The organism is Jatrophihabitans sp. (assembly GCA_036389035.1).
Taxonomy (GTDB): domain Bacteria; phylum Actinomycetota; class Actinomycetes; order Mycobacteriales; family Jatrophihabitantaceae; genus Jatrophihabitans_A.
The window spans coordinates 43310-65242 of the sequence record DASVQQ010000017.1; the positions used below are offsets into that span (position 1 = coordinate 43310).

A 21933-nucleotide genomic window follows, 5' to 3' on the forward strand; every position below is an offset into this window, starting at 1 on the left:
GCGCACCATTGTCACAATGCAGTATGAGCGAAGGCGCTTTAGCGGGGAACCCGCTCGCGCGTCAGCCGGCCGCGACCAGGGCGCGCAGTTCCTCGATCCTGGTGTCGGGGTCGGAGAGGTGGCCGCCTTCGGTGTGGACGACGACCGTCGCCCCCGGAACGTGCGAGGCCAGCCAGGCGCCATGACCGGCCGGGACGAGGACGTCCTGCGAGCCGTAGCGCACGGTGACCGGCACCTTGATCTCGTCGAGGCTGAAGCCCCAGCCGGTGACGAAAGCCAGGTCGTCGTCGACCCAACCCCACACTCCGGCCGCATAGGCGCTGCGCATGTCCTCCACGAACACCCGCTGGACGTCGGGGCGGGCGAGCTTGTCCCGGTCGGCGTCGGCGAGTTGCCAGTCATCGGACAGGATCTTGGACGGATCCTTCGCGATCCGCGCCAGGTCCGCCTCGGCCTGCCGTGCGAGGTTGGGTTGCAGGACCTGCTCACCCTCGACCGCCCAGCCGAACTCCCGAACGTTCTCCGGATCCATGCCGGCCCACCAGTCCAGGTCCTCGGCGTCGAAGGGCGCCGCGCCGACCCGGCACTCGGCAGCCGTCACCCGGTCACCGAGCCTGGCCGCCACCGCCAGCACGTGCGGCCCGCCGCCGGACCCGCCGGTGACCGCGAACCGGTCGATGCCCAACGCGTCGGCGATGGCGGCCACGTCCTCGACGCAATCGACCACCCGCCGCCCCGGCCGGCGGTCTGAGACCCCGTAGCCCGGCCGGTCATAGGTCACCACCCGCAACCCGGCGCGGGTGAGCCCGTCCTCGTCCGGGGGACGGCCGAACCGCGAGCCCGGAGTGCCGTGCAGGGCAAGCACCGCAGTGCCGTCCGGGTCACCCCACTGCGCGACGCCGAGGTCGCGCCCGTCAGCTGCCTTGATGGTGGTCAGTCGGTGTGCCATTCCAGCGATTCTGCCCGAGATCGCGTTAAGTCGGTGCGCCGAATCGATGATCCGGCGTCCAGAGCCGGGTCGGCCGGTGACAGGATCGACGGATGCGCATCGCGACCTGGAACCTGAACTCGGTCAAGGCCCGGCTGCCACGGCTGCTGTCCTGGCTGGAGCTGCGCCAACCCGACGTCCTGCTGGTCCAGGAGACCAAGGCCACCGAGCAGTCCTGGCCGGCAGCGGAGCTCGAAGCCCAGGGTTATGAGTCGGCGCACCTGGGCAGCGGCCGGTGGAACGGGGTGGGCATCCTGTCCCGGGTCGGGCTGTCCGACGTCACCCGCGGGCTGCCCGGGCAGCCGTCCTTCGACGGGGCCGTGGAGGACCGCGCCCTCGGCGCGACCTGCGCCGGCATCAGGCTGTGGTCGCTCTACGTCCCGAACGGCCGGACGGTCGGCCACCAGCACTTCGAGTACAAGCTGCGGTTCCTCGACGCGGTCCGCGCCCAGTGCGCGGCGGAGCGGGCCGCGCTCGGCGCCGGCACGCCCTACGGGCTGCTCGGTGACTTCAACGTGGCGCCTCTGGACCAGGACGTCTGGGACATCGTCGCCTTCGACGGCTCCACCCACGTCAGCGCGCCCGAACGCGCCGCGGTCGCGGCCATCCAGCAGGCCAGCCCGACCGACCCGCTGGTGGACCTGATGCCGCGTGCCTCGATCGACCCCGAGGACACCCGGCCGCCCTACACCTTCTGGGAGATGCGGATGCTCGGCTTCCAGAAGGGCCGGGGCATGCGGATCGACCTGGCGCTGGTCAACGACCCGTTGGTCCGGCGGGTCTCCTCGGCGTGGGTCGACCGGGACGCCCGGCGGGGCGAGGGCCCGTCTGACCACGCGCCGCTGGTGCTGGACCTGACCGACTAGCCATCGGCGTCGGGCTACCAGCCCTCCATCCGGACCTGGCCGAGCCGGCCGTGCAGGTCGCGCATCACGACCCAGGTCTCGTCGCTGTGCCGCACCGAGGTCCCGGGCGGGTTCACCAGGATCGGGGCGTCCACCCCGAGCAGGTTGCGCAGCCGGTCGGCCTCGGCCGGGCTGCTGGTCGCGAAGGCGATCGCGGTGGACAGCAACGAGCCGCCTGCGGCGAGCTGGCCGACGGTGTCGGCGTTCTCGGCCGACAGCCCGACGGCGGCGTTCTGCTGCCGGGCGGTTCGCACGATCCGGCCCAGCCGGGAGGCGAACGGCGCCGGCACGGTGATGCCGGCCGGCAGGTCCACGTGCAGCAACCGGGGGAAGTCGGCCTTCGAGGCGAGCTGGCCCAGGATCTGCATGGCGGGCAGCGCTGAGGCCAGGCTGTCACCGGCCAGCCCGATCACCGTGACGTAGCCGGGCTCGATCCGCTCGTCCGACGAGCCGGTGAACATCTCGGTCAGGCCGGTGCCTCGGGACAGGCCGGCCACGGTGTCCCACAGCCCGCCGAGCCCGACCGCCCCCTGCACCAGGTCCTCGATCCGGGGAATGGCCGTCTGGGACCGGCGCACCACCCGGACGTTCTTGCCCAGGCCGGCGGCCCGCGAGGTGAGCTGGCCGGACAGGTCGACGAGCACCACGCCGGTTCCCCGGGCCGCGGCGTCCTGCGCCACGCTCAGCACCAGCCGGGCGCGCTCGTCGGCCTGGCCGAGCACCGCGAACACCGGGCTCTTGCCGGCCCGCAGCGCCGCGTGCGGATCGAAGGACACCCCGTGGCCGTCCAGCGTCACGCCGATCTGGCAGCCCGAGTCATCGCCGAGCTCGTCGGCCGCCGAGCGCTTGGTGGTCGAAATGGTGGCCGGGCCGCCGGCGTCCTCGGCCGGCTCGCTCGCTGCTTCCGAGCCTTCCGAGCCTTCCGAGCCTTCCGGCGCGGACGCGGTGGAAGACGAGGACGGGGGCTCGGCCGTCTCACCGGCCGTCGGTTGCCCGATCTTGACCGTCGCCCGGGCGGCCTCCATGAAGCCGGCCTCCCAGGCCAGCGCCTGCTCCTGGGTGAGGGAGTACTGGTCCGCCGGCAGCAGTTCGGTCGGGATCTCGGCCAGCCGCTGGTCGCGCAGCAGCGTCAGCAGCGCCTCCTGGGATGCCTGCTGCGGCCAGCGCAACCCGGCCTGCCAGCCCCGCTGGTACTGGGCGGTGACCTCCTGGTCGAACGGGTGGCCCGTGCCTTCGGCGGCCTCCACAGCGGCGAGCAGCGCGCGCTGGCACACCTCCGAGATCGGGATCTGGGCTGCCTTCACCCGGCGTTCCAGATCGTCCGGCAGGTAGACGTTCGCTCGACCCATGACAACCATCCTCATCGTATGCGCAGGTATGCGCACACCATGCTACTACTAGTCCATCCGCATCGCGGCGTTCACCTCGGCCAGGGTCCGATCGGCGATCTCGCGGGCTCGTTCGGCGCCGCGTCGCAGGATCTGGACGGCGTCCGGAGGACCGTACTGAGCCCGCCTGGCCCGGATCGGGGCCAGCAGGTCGTTGACCGAGTCGATCACCACCCGCTTCAGCTCGGCCGCTCCCCCGGCGCCGATCCGCTCGGCGACCAGCCGCGGATCCAGGCCCAGGCAGAGCCCGGCCAGGGTCAGCAGGGTGGCGACCTCGGGCCGGCTCCGCGGCTGGTAGCTGATCCGGCGCTCGGAGTCCGTCCGAGTCCGGCGGATCTTGGCCGCCACCTGGTCGGGGTCATCGGCCAGCGCGATGCCGTTGCCCAGGCTCTTCGACATCTTGCGCCCGTCCAGCCCCAGCAACGTGCCGACCTCGCCGAGCAAGCCCTCGGGCAATCCGAAGACCGGGCCGTAGCGGTCGTTGAACCGGCGCGCGATGGACCGGGTCAGCTCCAGGTGCGGCAGCTGGTCCTTGCCCACCGGCACCAGTTCCGCCTTGCAGAACAGGATGTCCGCGGCCTGGTGCACCGGGTAGGTCATCATCAGCCCGTTCACTTTGGGCCGGCCCGCCGTCCGGATCTCCTGCTTCACGGTCGGGTTGCGGTCCAGCTCACCGGTGCTCACCAGCGACAGGAACGGCACCAGCAACTGGTTCAGGGCCGGCACCGCGCTGTGCGCGAAGATCACGCTGGTGTCGGCGTCGATGCCGCAGGCCAGGTAGTCCAGCACCATCGAGGTGCGCAGCTCGGGCAGGCTCACCGGCCGGTCGCGGTCGGTGATGACCTGGTAGTCGGCCACCACCACGAACAGCTCGCAACCCTGGCGCTGCAGCCGGACCCGGTTGGCCAGCGTGCCGAAGTAGTGCCCGAGGTGCAGGCCGCCGGTGGGGCGGTCACCGGTCAGCACCCGGCCGGTCACCGGCGGGGTAGTCATCGTCATCGTTTTCCTCCTACGAAAGGAGGGGCGTCCAGCCGGGAGCACAACAGAAAGGGCCGTCCGGCAGGACGGCCCCTTTGCTGGTTGATCAGGGGTGGGCGCGGCGCCGTCCGTTACGCGGACGGCCGCCAGCTGCGCTGAACAGACGCCAGGCAGCTCGACATGGCCTCACGGTAGCAAGGATCGCGCGGTCGCGGCGCGGCTCAGGCGCTCTTGGATGCTGCTTTCTTCGCCGGAGCCTTGGCCGCGGCCTTCTTGGCCGGAGCCTTCTTCGCCGGCGGCGCCTTCTTGGCCGCGGCCTTCTTCGCGGGCTTGCCCGTGTCAGCCGCCTTGCCGGTGTCAGCGGCCTTGGCCGTGTCAGCGCTCTTCGCCCCGTCGCCGGTCTCGGCCGCGTCGTCGGTGGGAACCCCGCGGGCCCGGTCGACACTGCGTTGCAGGGCGGTGAGCAGGTCCACCACCTCGCTGGTCTTGCCGGCCTTCTCCTTCTTGCCGGTGTCAGGCAGCTGGGCGGACTCGCCACGCTCGAGCTTGGCGTCGATCAGCTCGATCACCGCCTCGCGGTAGGTGTCGTTGAAACCTTCCGGCTCGAAGTCCGAGGCCATGCTCTCGACCAGCGAGGCAGCCATCTTCAGCTCCTGCGGGCGCAACTCCACGTCGGCGTCGAGCACGGCGAAGTCCGGCTTGCGGATCTCGTCAGGCCACAGCATGGTCTGCAGCAGGATCGCCTTGTCGCGCACCCGCAACACCGCCAGCGTCTCCTTCTGCCGCAACGCCACCTTCACGATCGCCATCCGCTCGGTCTCGATCAGCGCCTCTCGCAGCAGGGCGTAGGGCTTGGCGGCCTTGGCGTCCGGCTCGAGGTAATAGGTCTTGGCGAACAGGATCGGATCGACCTGGTTGCTCGGCACGAACTCCACCACGTCGATCTCGTGGCTGGTCGCGACCGGCAACTGGTTCAGGTCCTCGTCGGTGAGGATCACCAGCTGACCGTCGCTGGTCTCATAGCCCTTGGCGATCTCTTCGAAGGCGACCTCTTCGTTGCAGATGCTGCAGGTGCGCTTGTAACGGATCCGGCCGCCGTCCTCGCGGTGCACCTGGTGGAAGCGGATATCGTTCTCCTCGGTGGCGGCGAACAACCGCACCGGCACGTTCACCAGCCCGAAAGACACCGCACCTTTCCAGATGGCTCTCATACCTACTCCTCACGGTGGCGCCGACTTGTCCTCACAGGAAACATGAGCCTATGCGACCGATGCTCGCCACACCCGGCCCACAGCCAATTGGCAAGGACTGGCAGCACGAAGTCAAGTGGGATGGTATGCGAGTACTGGCCGATGTCAGCGCCGACGGGCTGCGGTTGCTGTCCCGAACCGGCCGGGACGTGACCGTCAGCTTTCCCGAGCTGGACTCGGTGCTGGCCGGCGTCAAGGACGCCCTGATCGACGGCGAGATCATCGCGCTGCGCGAGGGGGTGCCGTCCTTCGCCGCGCTGGCCGACCGGATGCACATCGCCGACGAGCGCCGGGCCCGCGAGCTGGCCCGGACCCAGCCGGTCACGGTGATGGCCTTCGACCTGCTGCGGCTCTACGGCGTCGACCTGATCCAGCGGCCGCTGGTCGAGCGCCGGACCAGCCTCGACCGCCTCAGCCTGCCGGAGCCGACCTGGCGCCGGTCACCGATCTATGACGACGGCCCGGCGCTGCTGGCCGCCACCCTGGACCAGGGGCTGGAAGGCGTGGTGGCCAAGCGCCGCCGCTCGACCTACCAGCCGGGCCGGCGCAGCCCGGACTGGGTCAAGACCGCGCACCGCCTGCACCAGGTGTGCCTGGTCGGCGGCTGGCGTCCGGAGACCGGCGCACCGGAGCAGATCGGCGGGCTGCTGCTCGGGATGCCGGACGGCTCCGGCGGCCTCAGCTTCGCCGGCCGGGTCGGCAGCGGGATCAGCCGGACCGCCGGCCAGGACCTCAAGCGGCTGCTCGGGCCACTGCGGCTGGCCGGGCCGCCGTTCAGCACCGAGGTGCCTCCGTTGGACGCGACCGGCGCCACCTGGTGCGAGCCGGCTGTCGTGGTCGAGGTGCGCCACCTCGGCTGGACGGCCTGTGACCGGTTGCGCCAACCGGTGTTCCGGGGGGTCCGGACCGACCTGGAGCCCGGCGAGGTGCGGCGTGAGTCCTGAGCCCGACGAGCAGCTGGTCAGCGTCGACGGCCACCAGTTCAAGCTCAAACGCCTTGACAAGGTGCTCTACCCCGAGGCCGGCACCACCAAGGCCGAGGTGCTGGATTACTACGCCCGGATCGCGCCGGTGCTGCTGCCCCAGCTCGCCGACCGCCCGGTGACCCGGATCAGGTGGCCCGACGGCGTCGACAGCAAGCCGTTCTTCGAGAAGAACACCCCCAGCTACGCGCCGTCCTGGCTGCGCACCGTCAAGCTGCCCACCCCGGGCTCCTCCCGTAACCGCGAGACCCTGGTCTTTCCGGTGCTGGAGCAGACCGCCGACCTGATCTGGATGGCTAACCTGGCCGCCCTGGAGTTCCACGTGCCGCAGTGGACGGTCGGCCCGCGCGGCGCGGTGCGCAATCCCAGCCGGCTGGTGATCGACCTTGACCCGGGGCCGCCGGCGGGGTTGGCCGAGTGCGCCGAGGCGGCCCACCTGATCCAGGAGCGGCTGTCCGAGGACGGCCTGCCGGCGTTCCCGGTCACCAGCGGCAGCAAGGGGCTGCAGCTGTACGTGCCGCTGGACGGCTCGCAGCGCGCCGACGTCGTCATCGGCTATGCCAAGCGGCTGGCCGAATCACTGGCCAAGAGCCAGCCGCGGCTGATGGTGTCGAACATGTCCAAGGCGGTGCGCGACGGCAAGGTGCTGCTGGACTGGAGCCAGAACAACCCCGCCAAGACGACCGTCTGCCCGTACTCGCTGCGCGGCCGGGCCCGGCCCTGGGTGGCCGCGCCGCGCACCTGGCAGGAGCTGGCCGCGCCCGGGTTGAAGCAGCTCGACACCGCCGAGGTGCTGCGCCGGGTGGACACCGAAGGCGACCTGGCGGCCGGGCTGCTCAACGGCGCCGCCCGGCTGCCGGTCTGAGGGCGCCTAGCCGCGCACCCGGGGCCGCGCTTCTAGGTGTCGCGGAGCGAGCTCACCCTGTTGGCAGCAGCAGCAATCACGTTGTTGTGGCCGACATAGGGATGTGACACCCACCTGGTTCCGGAGTACCCGACGCCGTCGAACAGTTCCCAGGTGTGCCCGCTTCGGTTCCAGATGCTTTCGATGTCGTTGTTCATTCCGACCGGCCCCACGCTGTCCCCGAGGTTGGCGTCTCCATTCGCGAAGTACGCAATCGCGCCAGACCCATTGGGACCGGTGAACACGCACATCCTCAAAGAGGGGCAACGGTCATACCCAGTCGCAGCTGACGCGGGAGGCGCCACTGCGACGACCATGGCTGCCCCCATCGAGGCAACGGCGAGCAGATGCTTGATACGCATGACGACTCCTTCTGGCGCGAACCTGATCCGATCAGCGAGTAAGGGGGATGCTGCGAGGGGACGGTAGCAGCCGGAGCGGGGATCCCCTGTCAGGAAAACGGGTTCTGGGGGCACAGTGCGCCCCTGCTACTCGGTCGGTTCCTCGACCGGCTGGTACCCGGCGCAGCGCAGCACCGGCAGCCGCGGGTAGCGCGGAAATGCCTCGTCCACGCTGGCCAACTGGCAGCGCAGGTACACCGGGCCGCGCCGGGTCTGGTTGAGGCGGGCATGGCAGCACTGCCCGCACAGCCCGGGGATCATGTGCCGAGGCTAACCCGGCGCAGGCGCAGAAGAAACTTCACCTGCCTAAGCATCGGCGGAATAGGATGGCCCGGTGCCGCCGTCTCCTGCCAGCTCGCCGTCCTGGCTTCGCCGGCTCACCGGCTACTGCATGCGGCACCGGTTCGACCTGTTCGGCGCCTTCGGCTCCGCGCTTGCCGGCGCCCTGGTGCTGGCCGCCGTACCGCTGATCGTCAAGCACGTCGTCGACATCGTCAGCCAGCCGGTGGAACCGGGCCTGCAACGGCCGTCGGTGGCGCCCTGGGTGGCCCTGCTGGTCGGCGCCGCGCTGCTCCAGTACGGCCTGACCTTTCTGCGCCGGTTCACCGCCGGCCGGCTGTCCCTCGACGTCCAGTACGACCTGCGCGCCGATGTCTTCAAATCGCTGCAACGGCTGGACGGCGCGGCCCAGGACGCCCTGCAGACCGGCCAGGTGGTCAGCCGCTCGATCAGCGACGTCGGCCTGGTGCAGGGGCTGCTGTCCTTTCTGCCGGTGCTGACCGGAAACGGCCTGCTGTTCTTCATCTCACTGTTCGCCATGGTGTGGTTGTCGCCGGTGCTGACCCTGGTGGTGCTGGGGATCGTGCCGGCGCTCTGGTTCATCGCGCGGCTGTCCGGGCGTGACCTGTTTCCGGCCAACTGGTCGGCCCAGCTGCAGGCCGGTGAGCTGGTCGGGCAGGTGGAGGCCGCGGTCACCGGCGTCCGGGTGGTCAAGGGCTTCGGGCAGGAGCACCGCGAGGTGCTCGAGCTCAGCCGCCGGGCGCGCACCCTGTTCGCCGAGCGGATGCGGGTGGTCAGGCTGCAGGCCAAGTACTCCTCGGCGTTGACCGCGGTGCCGGCGCTGGGCCAGGTCGGGGTGCTGCTGGTCGGCGGCTGGCTGGCGTTGCACGGCCAGATCACCCTGGGCACCTTCTTGGCGTTCTCCACCTACCTCGGCCAGATGGTCGGCCCGGTACGGGGCGTGACCGCGCTGCTGACCATCGGCCAGCAGGCCCGGGCCGGCGTCGAGCGGGTGCTGGAGGTGATCGACTCCTCGCCCGAGGTGCGCGATCCGGAGGACCCACGACCGCTGCCCGACGGCCCGCTCGGCCTGCGGTTCACCGGCGTCGAGTTCGGCTACACCCGCTCCAACCCGGTGCTGCGCGGCCTGGACCTGAGCATCGAGCCGGGCGAGACGGTCGCGATCGTCGGCGGCGCCGGATCGGGCAAGTCGACCCTGGCGATGCTGGTCCCCCGCTTCTACGACGTGCACTCCGGCTCGCTGAGCGTCGGCGGCGTGGACGTGCGCCAGGTCCGGCTCGCCGAGCTGCGCGCCACCATAGGGATGGTCTTCGAGGACAGCTTCCTGTTCTCGGACACGATCGCCGCCAACATCGCCTACGGCCGCCCGGACGCCAGCCAGGAACGGATCGTCGCCGCGGCAGAGGCCGCCGAGGCGGCCGAGTTCATCGCCGACCTGCCGCAGGGCTATGACACCGTGGTGGGCGAGCGCGGCCTGACCCTGTCGGGTGGTCAGCGCCAGCGCATCGCGCTGGCCCGGGCGCTGCTCACCGATCCGCGGATCATGCTGCTCGACGACGCGACCAGCGCGGTCGACCCCCGGGTGGAGGCCGAGATCCTGGCCACCTTGCGCCAGCTGATCCGGGGCCGCACCACCGTGTTGATCGCGCACCGCCGCTCGACGCTGTCGCTGGCCGACCGGATCGCGGTGCTTGAGCACGGCCGGGTCGCCGACATCGGCAGCTTCGACGAGCTGATGGAGCGGTGCGCGCTGTTCCGGCTGCTGCTGGGCGGCCCGGGCGAGGACGCCGAGGGCATCGACGCGGGCGAGCTGACCAGCGCCGAGCCGGTGGACTCCGAGGTCGTCGACGGGGTCAGCACCGCGCTGTGGCGCCCGGTCGAGTCCGACCCGGTGGAGGCGACCTCGAACCGGGTGCGCCGAGCCGCCGAGACCGGTGCGATGGGTGGCGGCCGGGGGCTGTTCGACGCCGTCCCGGCCTCGGAAGAGCTGCTGGCCAAGGTCGCCGCGCTGCCGCCGGCCACCGACCACCCGGGCATCGACGAGTCCGCCGCCCAGGCCGCCGACCCCCGGTTCAGCCTGCGCGGGCTGCTGAAGCCGCTGCGGCTGGCCTTCGCCCTCGGCATCGGGTTGATCGGGCTGGACGCGGTGCTGCAACTGACCCTGCCGCTGCTGATCCGCACCGGCATCGACCGCGGCGTCGCCGAGCGCCAGTCCGAGGTGCTGTTCGCCGTCTCGGCGATCGCCCTCGCGGTGCTGCTGGTGGACTGGGCGGTCAGCGCCGCCGGCCAGCGGCTGACCGGGCGCACCGGCGAGCGGCTGCTCTACACCTTGCGGGTCAAGGCGTTCGCGCACCTGCAACGGCTCAGCCTGGACTACTACGAGCGCGAGCTGGGCGGGCGCATCATGACCCGGATGACGACCGACGTGGACGCGTTGTCGAACTTCCTGCAGACCGGGCTGTCCTCGGCGCTGATCAGCCTGCTGACCCTGATCGGCGTGCTGTTCGCGCTGCTGCTGCTCGACGCCCAGCTCGCCCTGGTGTTGGTGGTGGCGCTGCCGATCCTGATGGTGGCCACCATCGTGTTCCGGCGGCTGTCGGTGCCCGCCTACGTCGAGGCCCGCGAGCGGGTCAGCACGGTCAACGCCCAGTTCCAGGAGAACGTGGCCGGCGTCCGGGTGGCGCAGGTGTTCAGCCGCGAGCAGCACAACGCCGACGCCTTCCTCGGCGCCGCCCGCAACTACCGGAACTCCAGGCTGCGGGCCCAGGTCTACATCGCGACCTACTTTCCGTTCGTCCAACTGCTGGCCGACCTGTCCGGCGCGGCGGTGCTGGCCTTCGGCGCGCACCGGCTGGCGCAGGGCAACCTCTCGGTCGGCTCGCTGATCGCCTTCTTCCTGTACCTGGACGCCTTCTTCGGACCGGTCCAGCAGCTGTCGCAGGTCTTCGACGGCTACCAGCAGGCCTCGGTCGGGCTGTCCCGGCTGAAGGACCTGCTGCGCACCCCGACCGGCACGCCGGAGCCACCGGCCCCGCTGCCGGTGCCGGCGTTGCGCGGTGAGATCAGCCTGACCGACGTCCACTTCGCCTACCTGGCAACGGCGAAGCCGGCCGTCAGCGGCATCGACCTGCACATCCCGGCCGGGCAGTCGGTGGCCCTGGTCGGTCAGACCGGCGCCGGAAAGTCCACCCTGGTCAAGCTGATCGCCCGGTTCTACGACCCGACCGCCGGCGTGGTCGAGGTCGACGGCCGGGACCTGCGCGAGCTGGACCTGCCCGGTTACCGCCAGCACCTGGGCATCGTTCCGCAGGAGGCCTACCTGTCGCCGGGGTCGATCCGCGACGCGATCGCCTACGGCAAGCCGGACGCCACCGACGCCGAGGTCGAGCGGGCCGCCAGGGCGGTCGGGGCGCACCAGATGGTGGCGACGTTGAGCGGCGGCTACCGGCACCAGGTGGGCGAGCGCGGCCGCAACCTCTCTGCCGGCCAGCGGCAGCTGATCGCACTGGCCCGCGCCGAGCTCGTGGACCCCGACATCCTGCTGCTCGACGAGGCCACCGCGGCGCTCGACCTGGCCAGCGAGGCCCTGGTCACCGAGGCGACCCAGCGGCTCAGCCGGCACCGGACCACGGTCACGGTTGCGCACCGGCTGACCACGGCGGCCCGCGCCGACCGGATCGTGATGCTCGACGACGGCCGGATCATCGAGGACGGCAGCCATCAGCGCCTGCTGGCCGCCGGCGGCAGCTACGCCCGGCTGTGGCGCTCCTACCTCGCCGGGTCGGATGGCTCAGTGATCGACGGCGTCGCCGACGTAGCCGGGCCCGTGCCGGCCGAGGGCGCAGTCGTCATCGACTAGCGGCCGGTCACCGTGCTGGTGATCGGCCTGCAGGGTGGCGTGGTCGATTCGATGGGTGTCGGCCAGCACCAGGCGCACGGCCCGGGCGACCTCGTGGCAGTCATAGCTGGCATCGATCACCAGGTGGGCCGACAGCGCCGGCTCGCCGGCCCCGAGATCCCAGACGTGCAGGTCGTGCACCTCGGTGACGCCGGGCACCGCCGCCATCGAGCGCCCCACCTGGCCCGGGTCGGTGCCGGTCGGCGCGGCTTCGAGGAACACCCGCCCGGCCGAGCGCACCAGCGCCACCCCGCTGTGCACCATCAGCGCCGCGACCACCAGCGAGGCCACCGCGTCGGCCCGGGTCCAGCCGGTCAGCATCATCACCGCACCGGCGATGGCGGTGGCCACGAACGCCCACAGGTCGGTGATCAGGTGCGCCAGCGCGCCGCGGACGTTCAGGCTGGATCGGTCGGCCCGGGCGGCCAGCATCACCGCCAGCAGGTTCACCGCGATCCCGATCAGGGCCACGATCAGCACGGCCGCGCCCGGCACGTCCGGCGGGTCGAACAACCGCCGTACCGCAGCCACGCTGAACCACACGGCCAGCAGCAGCAGCGTGATGCCGTTGGCCTGCGCCGAGATGGCGTCGATCCGGGTGAAGCCATAGGTGTAGGCGCCCCGGGCGGGGCGCTGCGAAATGCCGGAAGCGACGATGGCGACCGCCAGGGCGGCGGCGTCGGTGAGCATGTGACCGGCGTCGGTGAGCAGGGCCAGCGAGCCCACGGCCAGCCCGACCGCCACCTCGCAGACCAGGAACACCACGATCACCGCGAGCGCGGCCGACAGCCACCGGCGGTCGGCCTCGGGCCCACCGTGCGAGTGCGAACCGTGCGAGTGCGAACCGTGCGAGTGCGATCCGTGCGAGTGCGATCCGTGCGAGTGCGAGCCGTGCGGCTGGGACCCGCGCTGGGAGCCGCCGTGCGGGTGGCCGGTCGCGGGCGTGGGGTTCACCGCCCCAGCATGAGTCGGCCCGCGGCGCGGCGTCAATCGCGTCCGGATCCGATCGCCGGTCCTGATCCCCAGCCGCGTCCCCAGCCGAGTCACCAGGCCTGTCACCAGCCGGACTGCAGCGGCCGGCCCTCGGCGTAACCGGCGCTGCTCTGGACCCCCACGACCGCGCGCTCGGCGAACTCGGCGATCGTCCGGGCGCCGGCGTAGGTGAAGGATGACCGGACGCCGGCGATGATCGCGTCGATCAGATCCTCGACGCCGGGCCGCTGCGGGTCCAGGTAGCGCCGGCCGGTGGAGATCCCCTCTTCGAACAGGGCCTTGCGGGACCGGTCGAACGCCGACTCGGCCGACGTCCGGCTGGCCACGGCGCGCGCCGACGCCATTCCGAAGCTGTCCTTGTAGGCGCGGCCGTCGGCGGCCACCTTCAGGTCGCCCGGGGACTCGTAGGTGCCGGCGAACCACGAGCCGATCATCACCGACGAGGCTCCGGCCGCCAGCGCCAGCGCGACATCGCGTGGATGCCGCACCCCGCCGTCGGCCCAGACGTGCTTGCCGAGCGCGCGGGCGGCCTCGGCGCACTCCAGGACGGCCGAGAACTGCGGGCGGCCGACGCCGGTCATCATCCGGGTGGTGCACATGGCGCCCGGACCGACCCCGACCTTCACGATGTCGGCCCCTGCCTCGATCAGGTCCACGGTGCCGGCGGCCGACACCACGTTGCCCGCCACCACCGGCACTGTCGGATCGAGTTCGCGGACCGCGGCCAGCGCCTCGATCATCCGGTGCTGATGCCCGTGCGCGGTGTCCATCACCAGCAGGTCGATGCCGGTCGCCAGCAGCCGCTCGGCCTTGGCCCGCACATCGCCGTTGACGCCCAGCGCCGCGCCGACCCGCAGCCGGCCGGCGGCGTCCACCGCCGGCTCGTACAGCGTGGAGCGCAACGCCGACGTCCTGGTCAGCACCCCGACCAGGACCCCGTCGCAGTCCACCACCGGCGCCAGCCTGCGGTGCTCGTCGGCCAGCAGGTCGAACGCCTCCCGGGCGCCGGTCTTGGCGGGCAGGGTCAGCAACCGGCTCGACATCACCTCTGAGAGCTGGGCGAACCGGTCCGCCCCGGCGCAGTCCCGTTCGGTGACCACTCCGACCGGACGGCCCTGGCTCACCACCACCAGGGCGCCGTGAGCGCGCTTGGGCAGCAGCGCCAGGGCGTCGGAGACGGTGTCGGTCGGCGCCAGCGTGAGCGCCGTCTCGTGCACCAGGTCGCGCTGCTTGACCCAGCCGACGACCTCGGCGACCACGTCGACCGGGATGTCCTGCGGCAGCACGGTGATCCCGCCACGCCGGGCCACCGTCTCGGCCATCCGCCGGCCGGCCACCGCCGTCATGTTGGCCACCACCAGCGGAATGGTGGCGCCGCTGCCGTCGCTGGTGGACAGGTCCACGTCGAAGCGGGAGGCCACGTCGGAGGACCTAGGGACCATGAAGACGTCCTCGTAGGTCAGGTCATGAGACGGCCGCAGGCCGTTGAGAAACTCCACGTTTGCAACAGTCTAGTGACCGCGGCCCGGCCCTTCCCGGCTGGGCCCGGCGTGCCGCTGGCGGTAAGTACTGTGGTGGGAGTGAGTATCGCGGTCTTCGACATCGACGGCGTGGTGGCCGACGTCCGCCACCGGCTGCACCACCTGGAGCGCAAGCCCAAGGACTGGACCGGGTTCTTCGCCGCGGCGGCCGGGGATTCGGGCCTGGCCGAGGGCATCGACCGGGTGCTGGCCGCGGTCGATGACCACGAGATCGTCTGGCTCACCGGACGGCCGAACTCGCTGCGAGCGGTGACCCGCGACTGGCTGGCCGACCGCGGGCTGCCGGTGACCGAGCTGATCATGCGGGGCCACCGCGACTTCCGGCCGGCGCCGGTGCTCAAGGTGGCCGAGCTGACCGCGCTGCGGGACTCGGGCCGGCAGGTGCGGCTGTTCGTCGACGATGACGCCAGGGTGATCGCCGCGGCCGGGAAGGCCGGCTTTCCGGTGGTGCTGGCCGACTGGATGCCCTCGTCACCGGTGCTGTCCCAGGCCCAGGATCAGGCCGGCCGAACCTGAGCAGGGGGCTCTCGAACACCAGACCTTGAGGGAATCTAGAGGCACTTCACTTGACAAATCCGGACAACATGGCGTTGGGTTAGTGTTAAGATTTCAATTCGAGAACGACTGCGTGCCATCGCAGGAATGGAGCTGTAATCGTTCTCGGAATGAGCCAAGATTGATGTGCGTTACACCACGATCCGATAGACACCAGATAGACACTGACGAAGCTAGGACGCAGGCACATGAGTCACTTCGATAACTCGCCGGAGCTCGATCTAGGGATCAGCTCGCCGCATCCGGTCACCCGTGGAGCCTGCACCCACGAGCCCCGGTGCCCTGACGCGCACGGCTTGGACCGGGACGCCGCGCACGTGATCGCCTGTCACCCGGAGCAAGGCTGGAGCCTGCTGTGCAACGGCATCGTGCTCTTCGAGGACAGCGGTGAGATCCTGCCGGACGGGCACTGCGTGCAGGCTCGCCGTGCCGAACTGACCGCGGCAGCGCTGCACCGAGTGGCCTGATCCGCTCCACCCGTCGCGCCTGCTGGCGCGGCAGCAACCCGCTCGCATCCCTGCTCACCGGCCGCGGCCGGTGAGCAGTTCCATGTTCGAAGCTGGACATTGCGCCTAGCAGTCCGCCTCAGGCGTAGTCGGCCACCGGCGGGCACGAGCACATCAGGTTCCGGTCCCCGTAAGCCCCGTCGATGCGGCGCACCGGCGGCCAGTACTTCGACGCCGGGTCCACCCCAGCCGGGTACACCGCCTGCTCACGGCTGTACGGGTGGTCCCACTCCCCGACCAGGCACCGAGCGGTGTGCGGGGCGTTGCGCAGCGGGTTGTCCTGGGCGGACCAGTCCCCCGCCCGCAGCTGCTCGATCTCGGCCCGGATCGCGATCATCGCCTCGATGAACCGGTCGATCTCACCGAGGTCCTCGCTCTCGGTCGGCTCCACCATCAGGGTGCCGGCCACCGGGAACGACATCGTCGGCGCGTGGAAGCCGTAGTCGATCAGCCGCTTGGCCACGTCGTCGACCGTCACGCCGGTCTCCTTGGTGATCTGGCGCAGGTCCAGGATGCACTCGTGCGCCACCAGGCCCCGGACGCCGGTGTAGAGCACCGGGTAGTGCTCGTTCAGCCGGGCGGCGATGTAGTTGGCGGACAGGATCGCGGTGGCGGTGGCGGCGGTCAGGCCGTCCGGGCCCATCAGCCGCAGGTAGGCCCAGGTGATCGGCAGGATCGAGGCCGAACCCCACGGCGCGGCCGAGATCGCCCCCGGCCCGGTGGCGGGCCCGGCCAGCGGCTGCAGCGGGTGGTTGGGCAGGAACGGCGCCAGGTGCTCGCGCACCGCGACCGGTCCCACGCCGGGGCCGCCGCCGCCGTGCGGGATGCAGAAGGTCTTGTGCAGGTTCAGGTGCGAGACGTCGGCCCCGAACTTGCCGGGACGGGCCAGCCCGACCATCGCGTTGAGGTTCGCCCCGTCGACGTAGACCTGCCCGCCGGCGGCGTGCACCAGCTCGCAGACCTCGCCGATGTGGTCCTCGAAGACACCGTGGGTGGACGGGTAGGTCACCATGATCGCCGCCAGCCGGTCGGCGTGCTGGGCGATCTTGGCCTTCAGGTCATCGAGGTCGACCTCGCCCTCGGCGCCGCTGGTGGCCACCACCACCACCTTCAGGCCGGCCAGCACCGCCGAGGCGGCGTTCGTGCCGTGCGCGCTGGCCGGGATCAGGCAGATGTCACGGCCCTCATCGCCCCGGCTCCGGTGGTACGAGTGGATCGCCAGCAGGCCCGCGAACTCACCCTGCGCGCCGGCGTTGGGCTGCAGCGACACCGCGTCGTAGCCGGTGATCTCGGCCAGCCAGTTCTGCAGGTCCTCGATCAGCGCGGTGTAGCCGTCGAACTGGCCGTGCGGCGCGAACGGGTGGATGTCAGCGAAGCCCGGGTTGGTGACCGGCTCCATCTCGGTGGTGCCGTTGAGCTTCATGGTGCACGAGCCCAGCGGGATCATCCCTCGGTCCAGGGCGTAGTCGCGGTCTGCCAGCCGGCGCAGGTAGCGCAGCATCGCCGTCTCGGAGTGGTAGGAGTTGAAGACCGGGTGGCTGAGGTAGTCCGACTCGCGCCGCAGCTCGGCGGGCAGGGCCTTCGGCGCGCCGGCCGGCAGCTCGGACGTCACCCCGAAGGCCGTCAGCACCGCGGCGAGCACCTCGTCGGTGGTGGCCTCGTCGCAGGCGATCCCGAGGTGGTCATCGTCGATCAGCCGCAGGTTGACACCGCCGGCGTCGGCGTCGGCCAGCACCTCGGCGGCGCGGCCCGGCACCCGGACCGTCAGCGTGTCGAAGAACGCCTCGGTCAGCACCTCGACCCCGCCAGCTCGAAGCGCGGCCGCCAGCCGGCCGGCCCGGGCGTGCACGTTGGCAGCGATCGCCCGCAGCCCGGTCGGGCCGTGGTAGACCGCGTACATCGAGGCGATCACCGCCAGCAGCACCTGGGCGGTGCAGATGTTGGAGGTCGCCTTCTCGCGGCGGATGTGCTGCTCGCGGGTCTGCAGCGCCAGCCGGTAGGCCGGCCGGCCCTCGGCGTCGACCGAGACGCCCACCATCCGGCCGGGCAGCTGGCGTTCCAGGCCCGCCCGGATCGACATGTAGCCGGCGTGCGGGCCGCCGAAGCCCAGCGGCACCCCGAACCGCTGCGAGGTGCCGACCGCGATGTCGGCGCCGAGCTCGCCGGGCGGCGTGAGCAGCGTCAGAGCCAGCAGGTCCGCGGCCACCGCGACCACCGCGCCGGCCTGCTGCGCGGCCTCGATCAGCGGGCGCAGGTCACGCACCCGGCCCGAGGCGCCCGGGTACTGCAGCAGCATCCCGAACACCGAGCCATCGGCCAGCTCGGCCGGCACGTCCTCGGCGAGGTCGGCGACCAGCACCCGCAGGCCGAGCGCGTTGGCCCGGGTGCGGACCACGTCCACGGTCTGGGGCAGCACGTCTGCGTCGATCAGAAAGACCTGGGCGCCCTTCTTGGCAGCGGCCGAGGTCCGGTGCGCCAGGGCCATCGCCTCGGCGGCGGCGGTCGCCTCGTCCAGCAACGACGCGCCGGCGGTGGGCAGGCCGGTCAGGTCCTCGACCATGGTCTGGAAGTTCAGCAGCGCCTCCAGCCGGCCCTGGCTGATCTCGGGCTGGTAGGGGGTGTAGGCGGTGTACCAGGCCGGGCTCTCCAGCACGTTGCGGCGGATCACCGGCGGCGTGATGGTGTCGTAGTAGCCCAGGCCGATCATCGAGGCCCGCGGCGAGTTGCGCGCCGCCAGTGCCCGAAGCTCGGCGGCCACCTCGGCCTCGGAGCTGGCCGGCGGCAACGCCAGCTCGAGCTTGGTCCGGATGCTCTGCGGGATGGCGGCGCTCAGCAGCTCGTCCAGGCTGCTGTAGCCGAGGGCCTTCAGCATGGTGGCCTGGTCCGCCGGCTCGGTGACGCCGATGTGTCGCGCGGAGAACGGGGTCAGCGGGGGAACGGCAGCGTTGTCCATGACGGGGCTCCAACTTCAGACAGGGCCGAAATAGCCCGGCCGGTGAGCCGAGCTATTCCCCCTCTGTCAGGCTGACGCCCTTCAGAGCTACCTGCACGCACGGTCCTGCAGCCTGAGAGGTTGGCGGGGAAATTGCCCCTTCGGCGCCGTCCAGAAACTGCTGGACGAACTCTCCCGTGCGCGTGTAGCGGTACCTGCAAGGTTACCAGCCCGGCCGGTGTGAGCGCCTAGGCCGAGGCGGTGCGGCGCTGCCTGCGCCGGGTCAGCTCGTCGGCGGCCGCCTCGGTGCTGACCGCGCCGTCGGTGCGCTCGGACGGCAGGGTCGCCAGTGAGCCGGCAAGCTCGCGCAGCGCGCCGCTGACGGCGATGCCGAACACGCCCTGACCGCCGCGCAGCAGGTCGACCACCTCTTCGTTGGAGGTGCACTCATAGACCGTGGTGCCGTCGGAGAGCAGGGTGATCCTGGCCAGGTCGTCCACGCCGCGCTCGCGCAGGGTGTCGACGGCCAGCCGGATGTTCTGCAGGGAGACGCCGGTGTCCAGCAGCCGCTTGACGACCTTGAGGACCAGGATGTCCTTGAACGAGTACAGCCGCTGGCTGCCCGAGCCGGCCGCCGAGCGGACCGAGGGCACCACCAGCTCGGTGCGGGCCCAGTAGTCCAGCTGGCGGTAGGTGATGCCGGCGGCGGCACAGGCGGTGGGGCCGCGGTAGCCGACCGAGTCGTCAGTGCCGATGCCCGGCTGGGAGAACAGCTCGCCCTGCTCCGGCGTATGGTCCAGCACGTCGATCTCCTACCTGCCGCGCACATCGCTGCGATCCCCTGACCGCCTCCGATTCTGGGTGAACCAGGCGCGGCGCCCACCGAATTGCACCGTGGGTATTTACCGACGGTATGCCGCGGTGGCTGCAACGGTCAATGCGGCTCGCCGGATCGGACCGAAAAAGTAACCGTCGAGTTCAGCTGCAGACTTTCGGCGGGCTGCTGGCCAGCCGGCGCGGCTGTGCTCAGCTGGTTCCGGGATGCGGCTCGTCGCCTTCGGAGCCGGCGAAGTCATCGGCGGAGATGGTGTCCAGGAATTCCCGGAACCGCTCCACCTCGTCCTCGTCCTCCTCGGGAATGGAGATGCCGGCGGTGGCCAGCACGCTCTCGTCGCCCACGATCGGGGTCTCGGTCCGCAGCGCCAGCGCGATCGCGTCCGAAGGGCGGGCGCTGACCGTGGTGCCGTCGGCGAACTGCAGCTCGGCGTAGAAGACGTCGTCCCGGAGCTCGGTGATCGAGACCTGCTTCAGCTCACCGCCCAGCGCGTTGATCACGTCCCGGAGCAGGTCATGGGTCATCGGGCGAGGGGTTTGGACACCTTGCTGCTCGAAGGCGATGGCCGAGGCCTCTACCGCGCCGATCCAGATCGGCAGGTACCGCGCGCCATCGGATTCCTTGAGCAGGACCACCGGCTGGTTAGCGGGCAACTCGACCCGCACGCCGACAACCTGCAGCGGATGCAGAGTCATCTGGCAGCCCCTCTTCTGTCTTGAGACGTGACCCCTTCGAGCCTAGCCGGTTCTCCGCTCAGCCGACGATCTCACGTAGCCCAATCTGCACCAGAGCGGCGTGCAGGCGCACCGACAGCGCCGCCAGCTCCCGCACCGTCTCCTCGGCGCGGGCCCGGCCCTCGCCGCTGCGCTGCTTGGCCATCGGGCCGGCGACCTGGCCGAACAGCCCGACCTCGCGGTCAGCGGCGGATTTGAAGCCGCGCAGGTGCCGGCCCTCGATGCCGAACCTGGCCATCTCGGCCACCACCCGGGCGATCGCCAGCGCGTCGTCGTCGTAGTAACCGCCGGCCCGCTGGCTGATCAGGCCGTACTGCTCCAGCTCGGACAGCTGGGCCGGGCGCAGACCCGCGGTGTTGAGCAACTCCTCGCGGCTCAACCGCATCGCGGCGGCCGAGGACCGGAAGTGCTCCGGCGTGGGGGCGTTGTCGACGATGGCGGGGTGAGCGGCCCGCGGCACCGAGCTGTTGGGCACCGGTCCGTGGCCGTGGCCCCGGTCGATCGCCTCCAGCTGTTCCTTGATGACCCGCAGCGGCAGGTAGTGGTCACGTTGCTGGCTGAGCACGTACTTCAGCCTGGCGACGTCGGAGCCGGAGAACTTGCGGTAGCCCGACGGGGTGCGGTCCGGCTGCACCAGTCCCTGGTCCTCGAGGAACCGGATCTTGGAGATCGTGACGTCCGGGAAGTCGGCGCGCAGCTGGGCCAGCACCTCGCCGATCGACAGCGTCCCCCTGGCGGGCAGGCTGGCCGCGTTCACGAACGCGCTCCGCTCCGGGTCAGCGAGGTCAGGTACACCAGCCGGAACTTGCCGATCTGGACCTCGTCGCCACCGGCCAGGGTCGCCGAGTCGATCCGCTCCCGGTTGACGTAGGTGCCGTTCAGGCTGCCCACGTCATGGACCGTGAAACCGGAACCGTCGCGGCGGAACTCCACGTGCCGGCGCGAGACGGTGACGTCGTCGAGAAAGATGTCGCTGTCGGGATGCCGGCCGGCCGTCGTGACGTCCTGGTCGAGCAGGAACCGGCTGCCCGCGTTCGGCCCGCGCTTGACCACCAGCAACGCCGAGCCGGGGGCCAGCGCGTCGATGGCGCGCTGATGGACCTCGGGTGAGAACTCATCGGTGTCGGGCCCGCCGACCGGGGTCAGCCCGGAGGACAGGATCGAGGTCACGTCCGGGCCGCCGGGCCGGCCGCCGGCCGGCTGGTTGGCGCCTGCCAAGGGAGTTCCGCACTGGGCGCAATATCTGCTCTCAGCTGAGTTCTCAGTGCCACATGCGGTGCAGAACACGGAAGCAAACGCCCTTTCTTCTATGCCTGACGAGCGAGATCACCGATCCGGCGACGGGCACGCCTTGCGGATTGCCGGTGTCGCCGAGCCTAGTTCGCGGTGAGGTAAAGGGTCAACGCGAGGTGGAGGTTCACTCGGAGGTGACTTGGCCGTAGGACTCGGCGTCGAGCAGCGAATCGAGCACGGCGACGTCGGCGACCTCGATCTCGGCGATCCAACCGGCCCCGTAGGGATCGGAGTTCACCAGGTCGGGCTGGGAGTCCAGCGCCTCGTTGCGCGCCACCACCGAACCGCTGACCGGCGCGTAGAGGTCCGAGACGCTCTTGGTCGACTCGACCTCACCGAAGGTGTCACCGGATTCCACCGTGGAGTCCACCCCGTGCACCGACACGAACACGATGTCGCCGAGGGAGTTCTGCGCGAAGTCGGTGATGCCGACCCGGACGGTGTTGCCCTCGGTCACCTTCGCCCACTCGTGGTCGTTGGTGTAGCGCAGGTCGGGTGGGATCTCTGCCATGTCTGGGTCACCTCGTCGATGAGTTGGGCTGCTCCGGT

At 70.9% G+C, this 21933-nt stretch carries 20 protein-coding genes and 1 riboswitch; of the genes, 6 read left to right on the forward strand and 14 right to left on the reverse strand.

Annotation, left to right across the window (positions count from 1 at the left end):
* Nucleotides 1-61 precede the first annotated feature (61 nt).
* Complete coding sequence (locus VF557_12035; GenBank protein HEX8080935.1) at nt 62-949, reverse strand: alpha/beta hydrolase; 888 nt, start codon at nt 947-949, stop codon at nt 62-64.
* A gap of 92 nt (nt 950-1041) precedes the next feature.
* On the opposite strand from VF557_12035, the gene VF557_12040 reads away from it, so the two are divergent.
* Nucleotides 1042-1854, forward strand: a complete 813-nt coding sequence (locus VF557_12040) for an exodeoxyribonuclease III (protein HEX8080936.1) — start codon at nt 1042-1044, stop codon at nt 1852-1854.
* Nucleotides 1855-1868: 14 nt separating this feature from the next.
* Here the strand turns inward: VF557_12040 and VF557_12045 are convergent, their stop codons facing one another.
* The 3 genes from VF557_12045 to VF557_12055 form a co-directional block, all read right to left on the reverse strand.
* Nucleotides 1869-3242 (reverse strand): hypothetical protein, encoded by a 1374-nt coding sequence (locus tag VF557_12045; GenBank protein ID HEX8080937.1) that lies wholly within the window; start codon nt 3240-3242, stop codon nt 1869-1871.
* Between the two features lie 48 nt (nt 3243-3290).
* Complete coding sequence (gene trpS / locus VF557_12050; GenBank protein HEX8080938.1) at nt 3291-4280, reverse strand: tryptophan--tRNA ligase; 990 nt, start codon at nt 4278-4280, stop codon at nt 3291-3293.
* A 200-nt stretch (nt 4281-4480) separates the two neighbouring features.
* Entirely contained in the window at nt 4481-5470 is a 990-nt protein-coding gene (locus tag VF557_12055; protein ID HEX8080939.1) for a Ku protein, read from the reverse strand.
* A 59-nt stretch (nt 5471-5529) separates the two neighbouring features.
* Here VF557_12055 and ligD (VF557_12060) point away from each other — a divergent pair, with 59 nt between their 5' ends.
* Nucleotides 5530-6453 carry a non-homologous end-joining DNA ligase gene (ligD, locus tag VF557_12060; GenBank protein ID HEX8080940.1) on the forward strand — a complete coding sequence of 308 codons (924 nt, stop codon included), beginning with the start codon at nt 5530-5532 and terminating at the stop codon, nt 6451-6453.
* Entirely contained in the window at nt 6443-7357 is a 915-nt protein-coding gene (ligD, locus tag VF557_12065) for a non-homologous end-joining DNA ligase (protein HEX8080941.1), read from the forward strand. Before ligD (VF557_12060) ends, ligD (VF557_12065) begins: the two co-directional genes overlap by 11 nt.
* A gap of 32 nt (nt 7358-7389) precedes the next feature.
* On the opposite strand, the gene VF557_12070 is transcribed toward ligD (VF557_12065), so the two are convergent.
* On the reverse strand, nt 7390-7758 hold the full coding sequence (locus tag VF557_12070; GenBank protein ID HEX8080942.1) for a peptidase inhibitor family I36 protein: 369 nt from the start codon (nt 7756-7758) through the stop codon (nt 7390-7392).
* 126 nt (nt 7759-7884) lie between these two features.
* Nucleotides 7885-8058 carry a hypothetical protein gene (locus tag VF557_12075; protein HEX8080943.1) on the reverse strand — a complete coding sequence of 58 codons (174 nt, stop codon included), beginning with the start codon at nt 8056-8058 and terminating at the stop codon, nt 7885-7887.
* A gap of 73 nt (nt 8059-8131) precedes the next feature.
* On the opposite strand from VF557_12075, the gene VF557_12080 reads away from it, so the two are divergent.
* Entirely contained in the window at nt 8132-11956 is a 3825-nt protein-coding gene (locus VF557_12080) for an ABC transporter ATP-binding protein (GenBank protein HEX8080944.1), read from the forward strand.
* Here the strand turns inward: VF557_12080 and VF557_12085 are convergent.
* Both VF557_12085 and VF557_12090 read right to left on the reverse strand, forming a co-directional pair.
* Nucleotides 11888-12949 (reverse strand): cation diffusion facilitator family transporter, encoded by a 1062-nt coding sequence (locus VF557_12085; GenBank protein ID HEX8080945.1) that lies wholly within the window; start codon nt 12947-12949, stop codon nt 11888-11890. The two genes, VF557_12080 and VF557_12085, sit on opposite strands and share 69 nt — an antisense overlap.
* Before the next feature lie 101 nt (nt 12950-13050).
* Nucleotides 13051-14487 carry a GuaB1 family IMP dehydrogenase-related protein gene (locus tag VF557_12090; GenBank protein HEX8080946.1) on the reverse strand — a complete coding sequence of 479 codons (1437 nt, stop codon included), beginning with the start codon at nt 14485-14487 and terminating at the stop codon, nt 13051-13053.
* An 81-nt stretch (nt 14488-14568) separates the two neighbouring features.
* On the opposite strand from VF557_12090, the gene VF557_12095 reads away from it, so the two are divergent.
* Together VF557_12095 and VF557_12100 are read left to right on the forward strand one after the other, a co-directional pair.
* Nucleotides 14569-15045: a hypothetical protein gene (locus tag VF557_12095; protein HEX8080947.1), complete on the forward strand. Its 477-nt coding sequence runs from the start codon at nt 14569-14571 to the stop codon at nt 15043-15045.
* Nucleotides 15046-15272: 227 nt separating this feature from the next.
* The gene (locus tag VF557_12100) at nt 15273-15551 is read left to right on the forward strand and encodes a DUF5999 family protein (protein HEX8080948.1); all 279 of its coding nucleotides are present in this window, start codon (nt 15273-15275) and stop codon (nt 15549-15551) included.
* A gap of 118 nt (nt 15552-15669) precedes the next feature.
* Here the strand turns inward: VF557_12100 and gcvP are convergent, their stop codons facing one another.
* From gcvP to gcvH, 6 genes are all read right to left on the reverse strand, one after another.
* On the reverse strand, nt 15670-18543 hold the full coding sequence (gene gcvP, locus VF557_12105) for an aminomethyl-transferring glycine dehydrogenase (GenBank protein HEX8080949.1): 2874 nt from the start codon (nt 18541-18543) through the stop codon (nt 15670-15672).
* A gap of 90 nt (nt 18544-18633) precedes the next feature.
* Nucleotides 18634-18730, reverse strand: a riboswitch (glycine riboswitch).
* A 40-nt stretch (nt 18731-18770) separates the two neighbouring features.
* Nucleotides 18771-19325, reverse strand: a complete 555-nt coding sequence (locus VF557_12110; GenBank protein ID HEX8080950.1) for a MerR family transcriptional regulator — start codon at nt 19323-19325, stop codon at nt 18771-18773.
* A 223-nt stretch (nt 19326-19548) separates the two neighbouring features.
* A complete protein-coding gene (locus VF557_12115) occupies nt 19549-20046 on the reverse strand; it encodes a bifunctional nuclease family protein (protein HEX8080951.1) in 498 nt (165 codons plus the stop codon).
* 64 nt (nt 20047-20110) lie between these two features.
* Complete coding sequence (locus VF557_12120) at nt 20111-20848, reverse strand: MerR family transcriptional regulator (GenBank protein ID HEX8080952.1); 738 nt, start codon at nt 20846-20848, stop codon at nt 20111-20113.
* Nucleotides 20845-21309 carry an FHA domain-containing protein gene (locus VF557_12125; protein HEX8080953.1) on the reverse strand — a complete coding sequence of 155 codons (465 nt, stop codon included), beginning with the start codon at nt 21307-21309 and terminating at the stop codon, nt 20845-20847. Before VF557_12125 ends, VF557_12120 begins: the two co-directional genes overlap by 4 nt.
* A 199-nt stretch (nt 21310-21508) precedes the next feature.
* On the reverse strand, nt 21509-21895 hold the full coding sequence (gcvH, locus tag VF557_12130) for a glycine cleavage system protein GcvH (protein ID HEX8080954.1): 387 nt from the start codon (nt 21893-21895) through the stop codon (nt 21509-21511).
* Between the last annotated feature and the right edge of the window lie 38 nt (nt 21896-21933).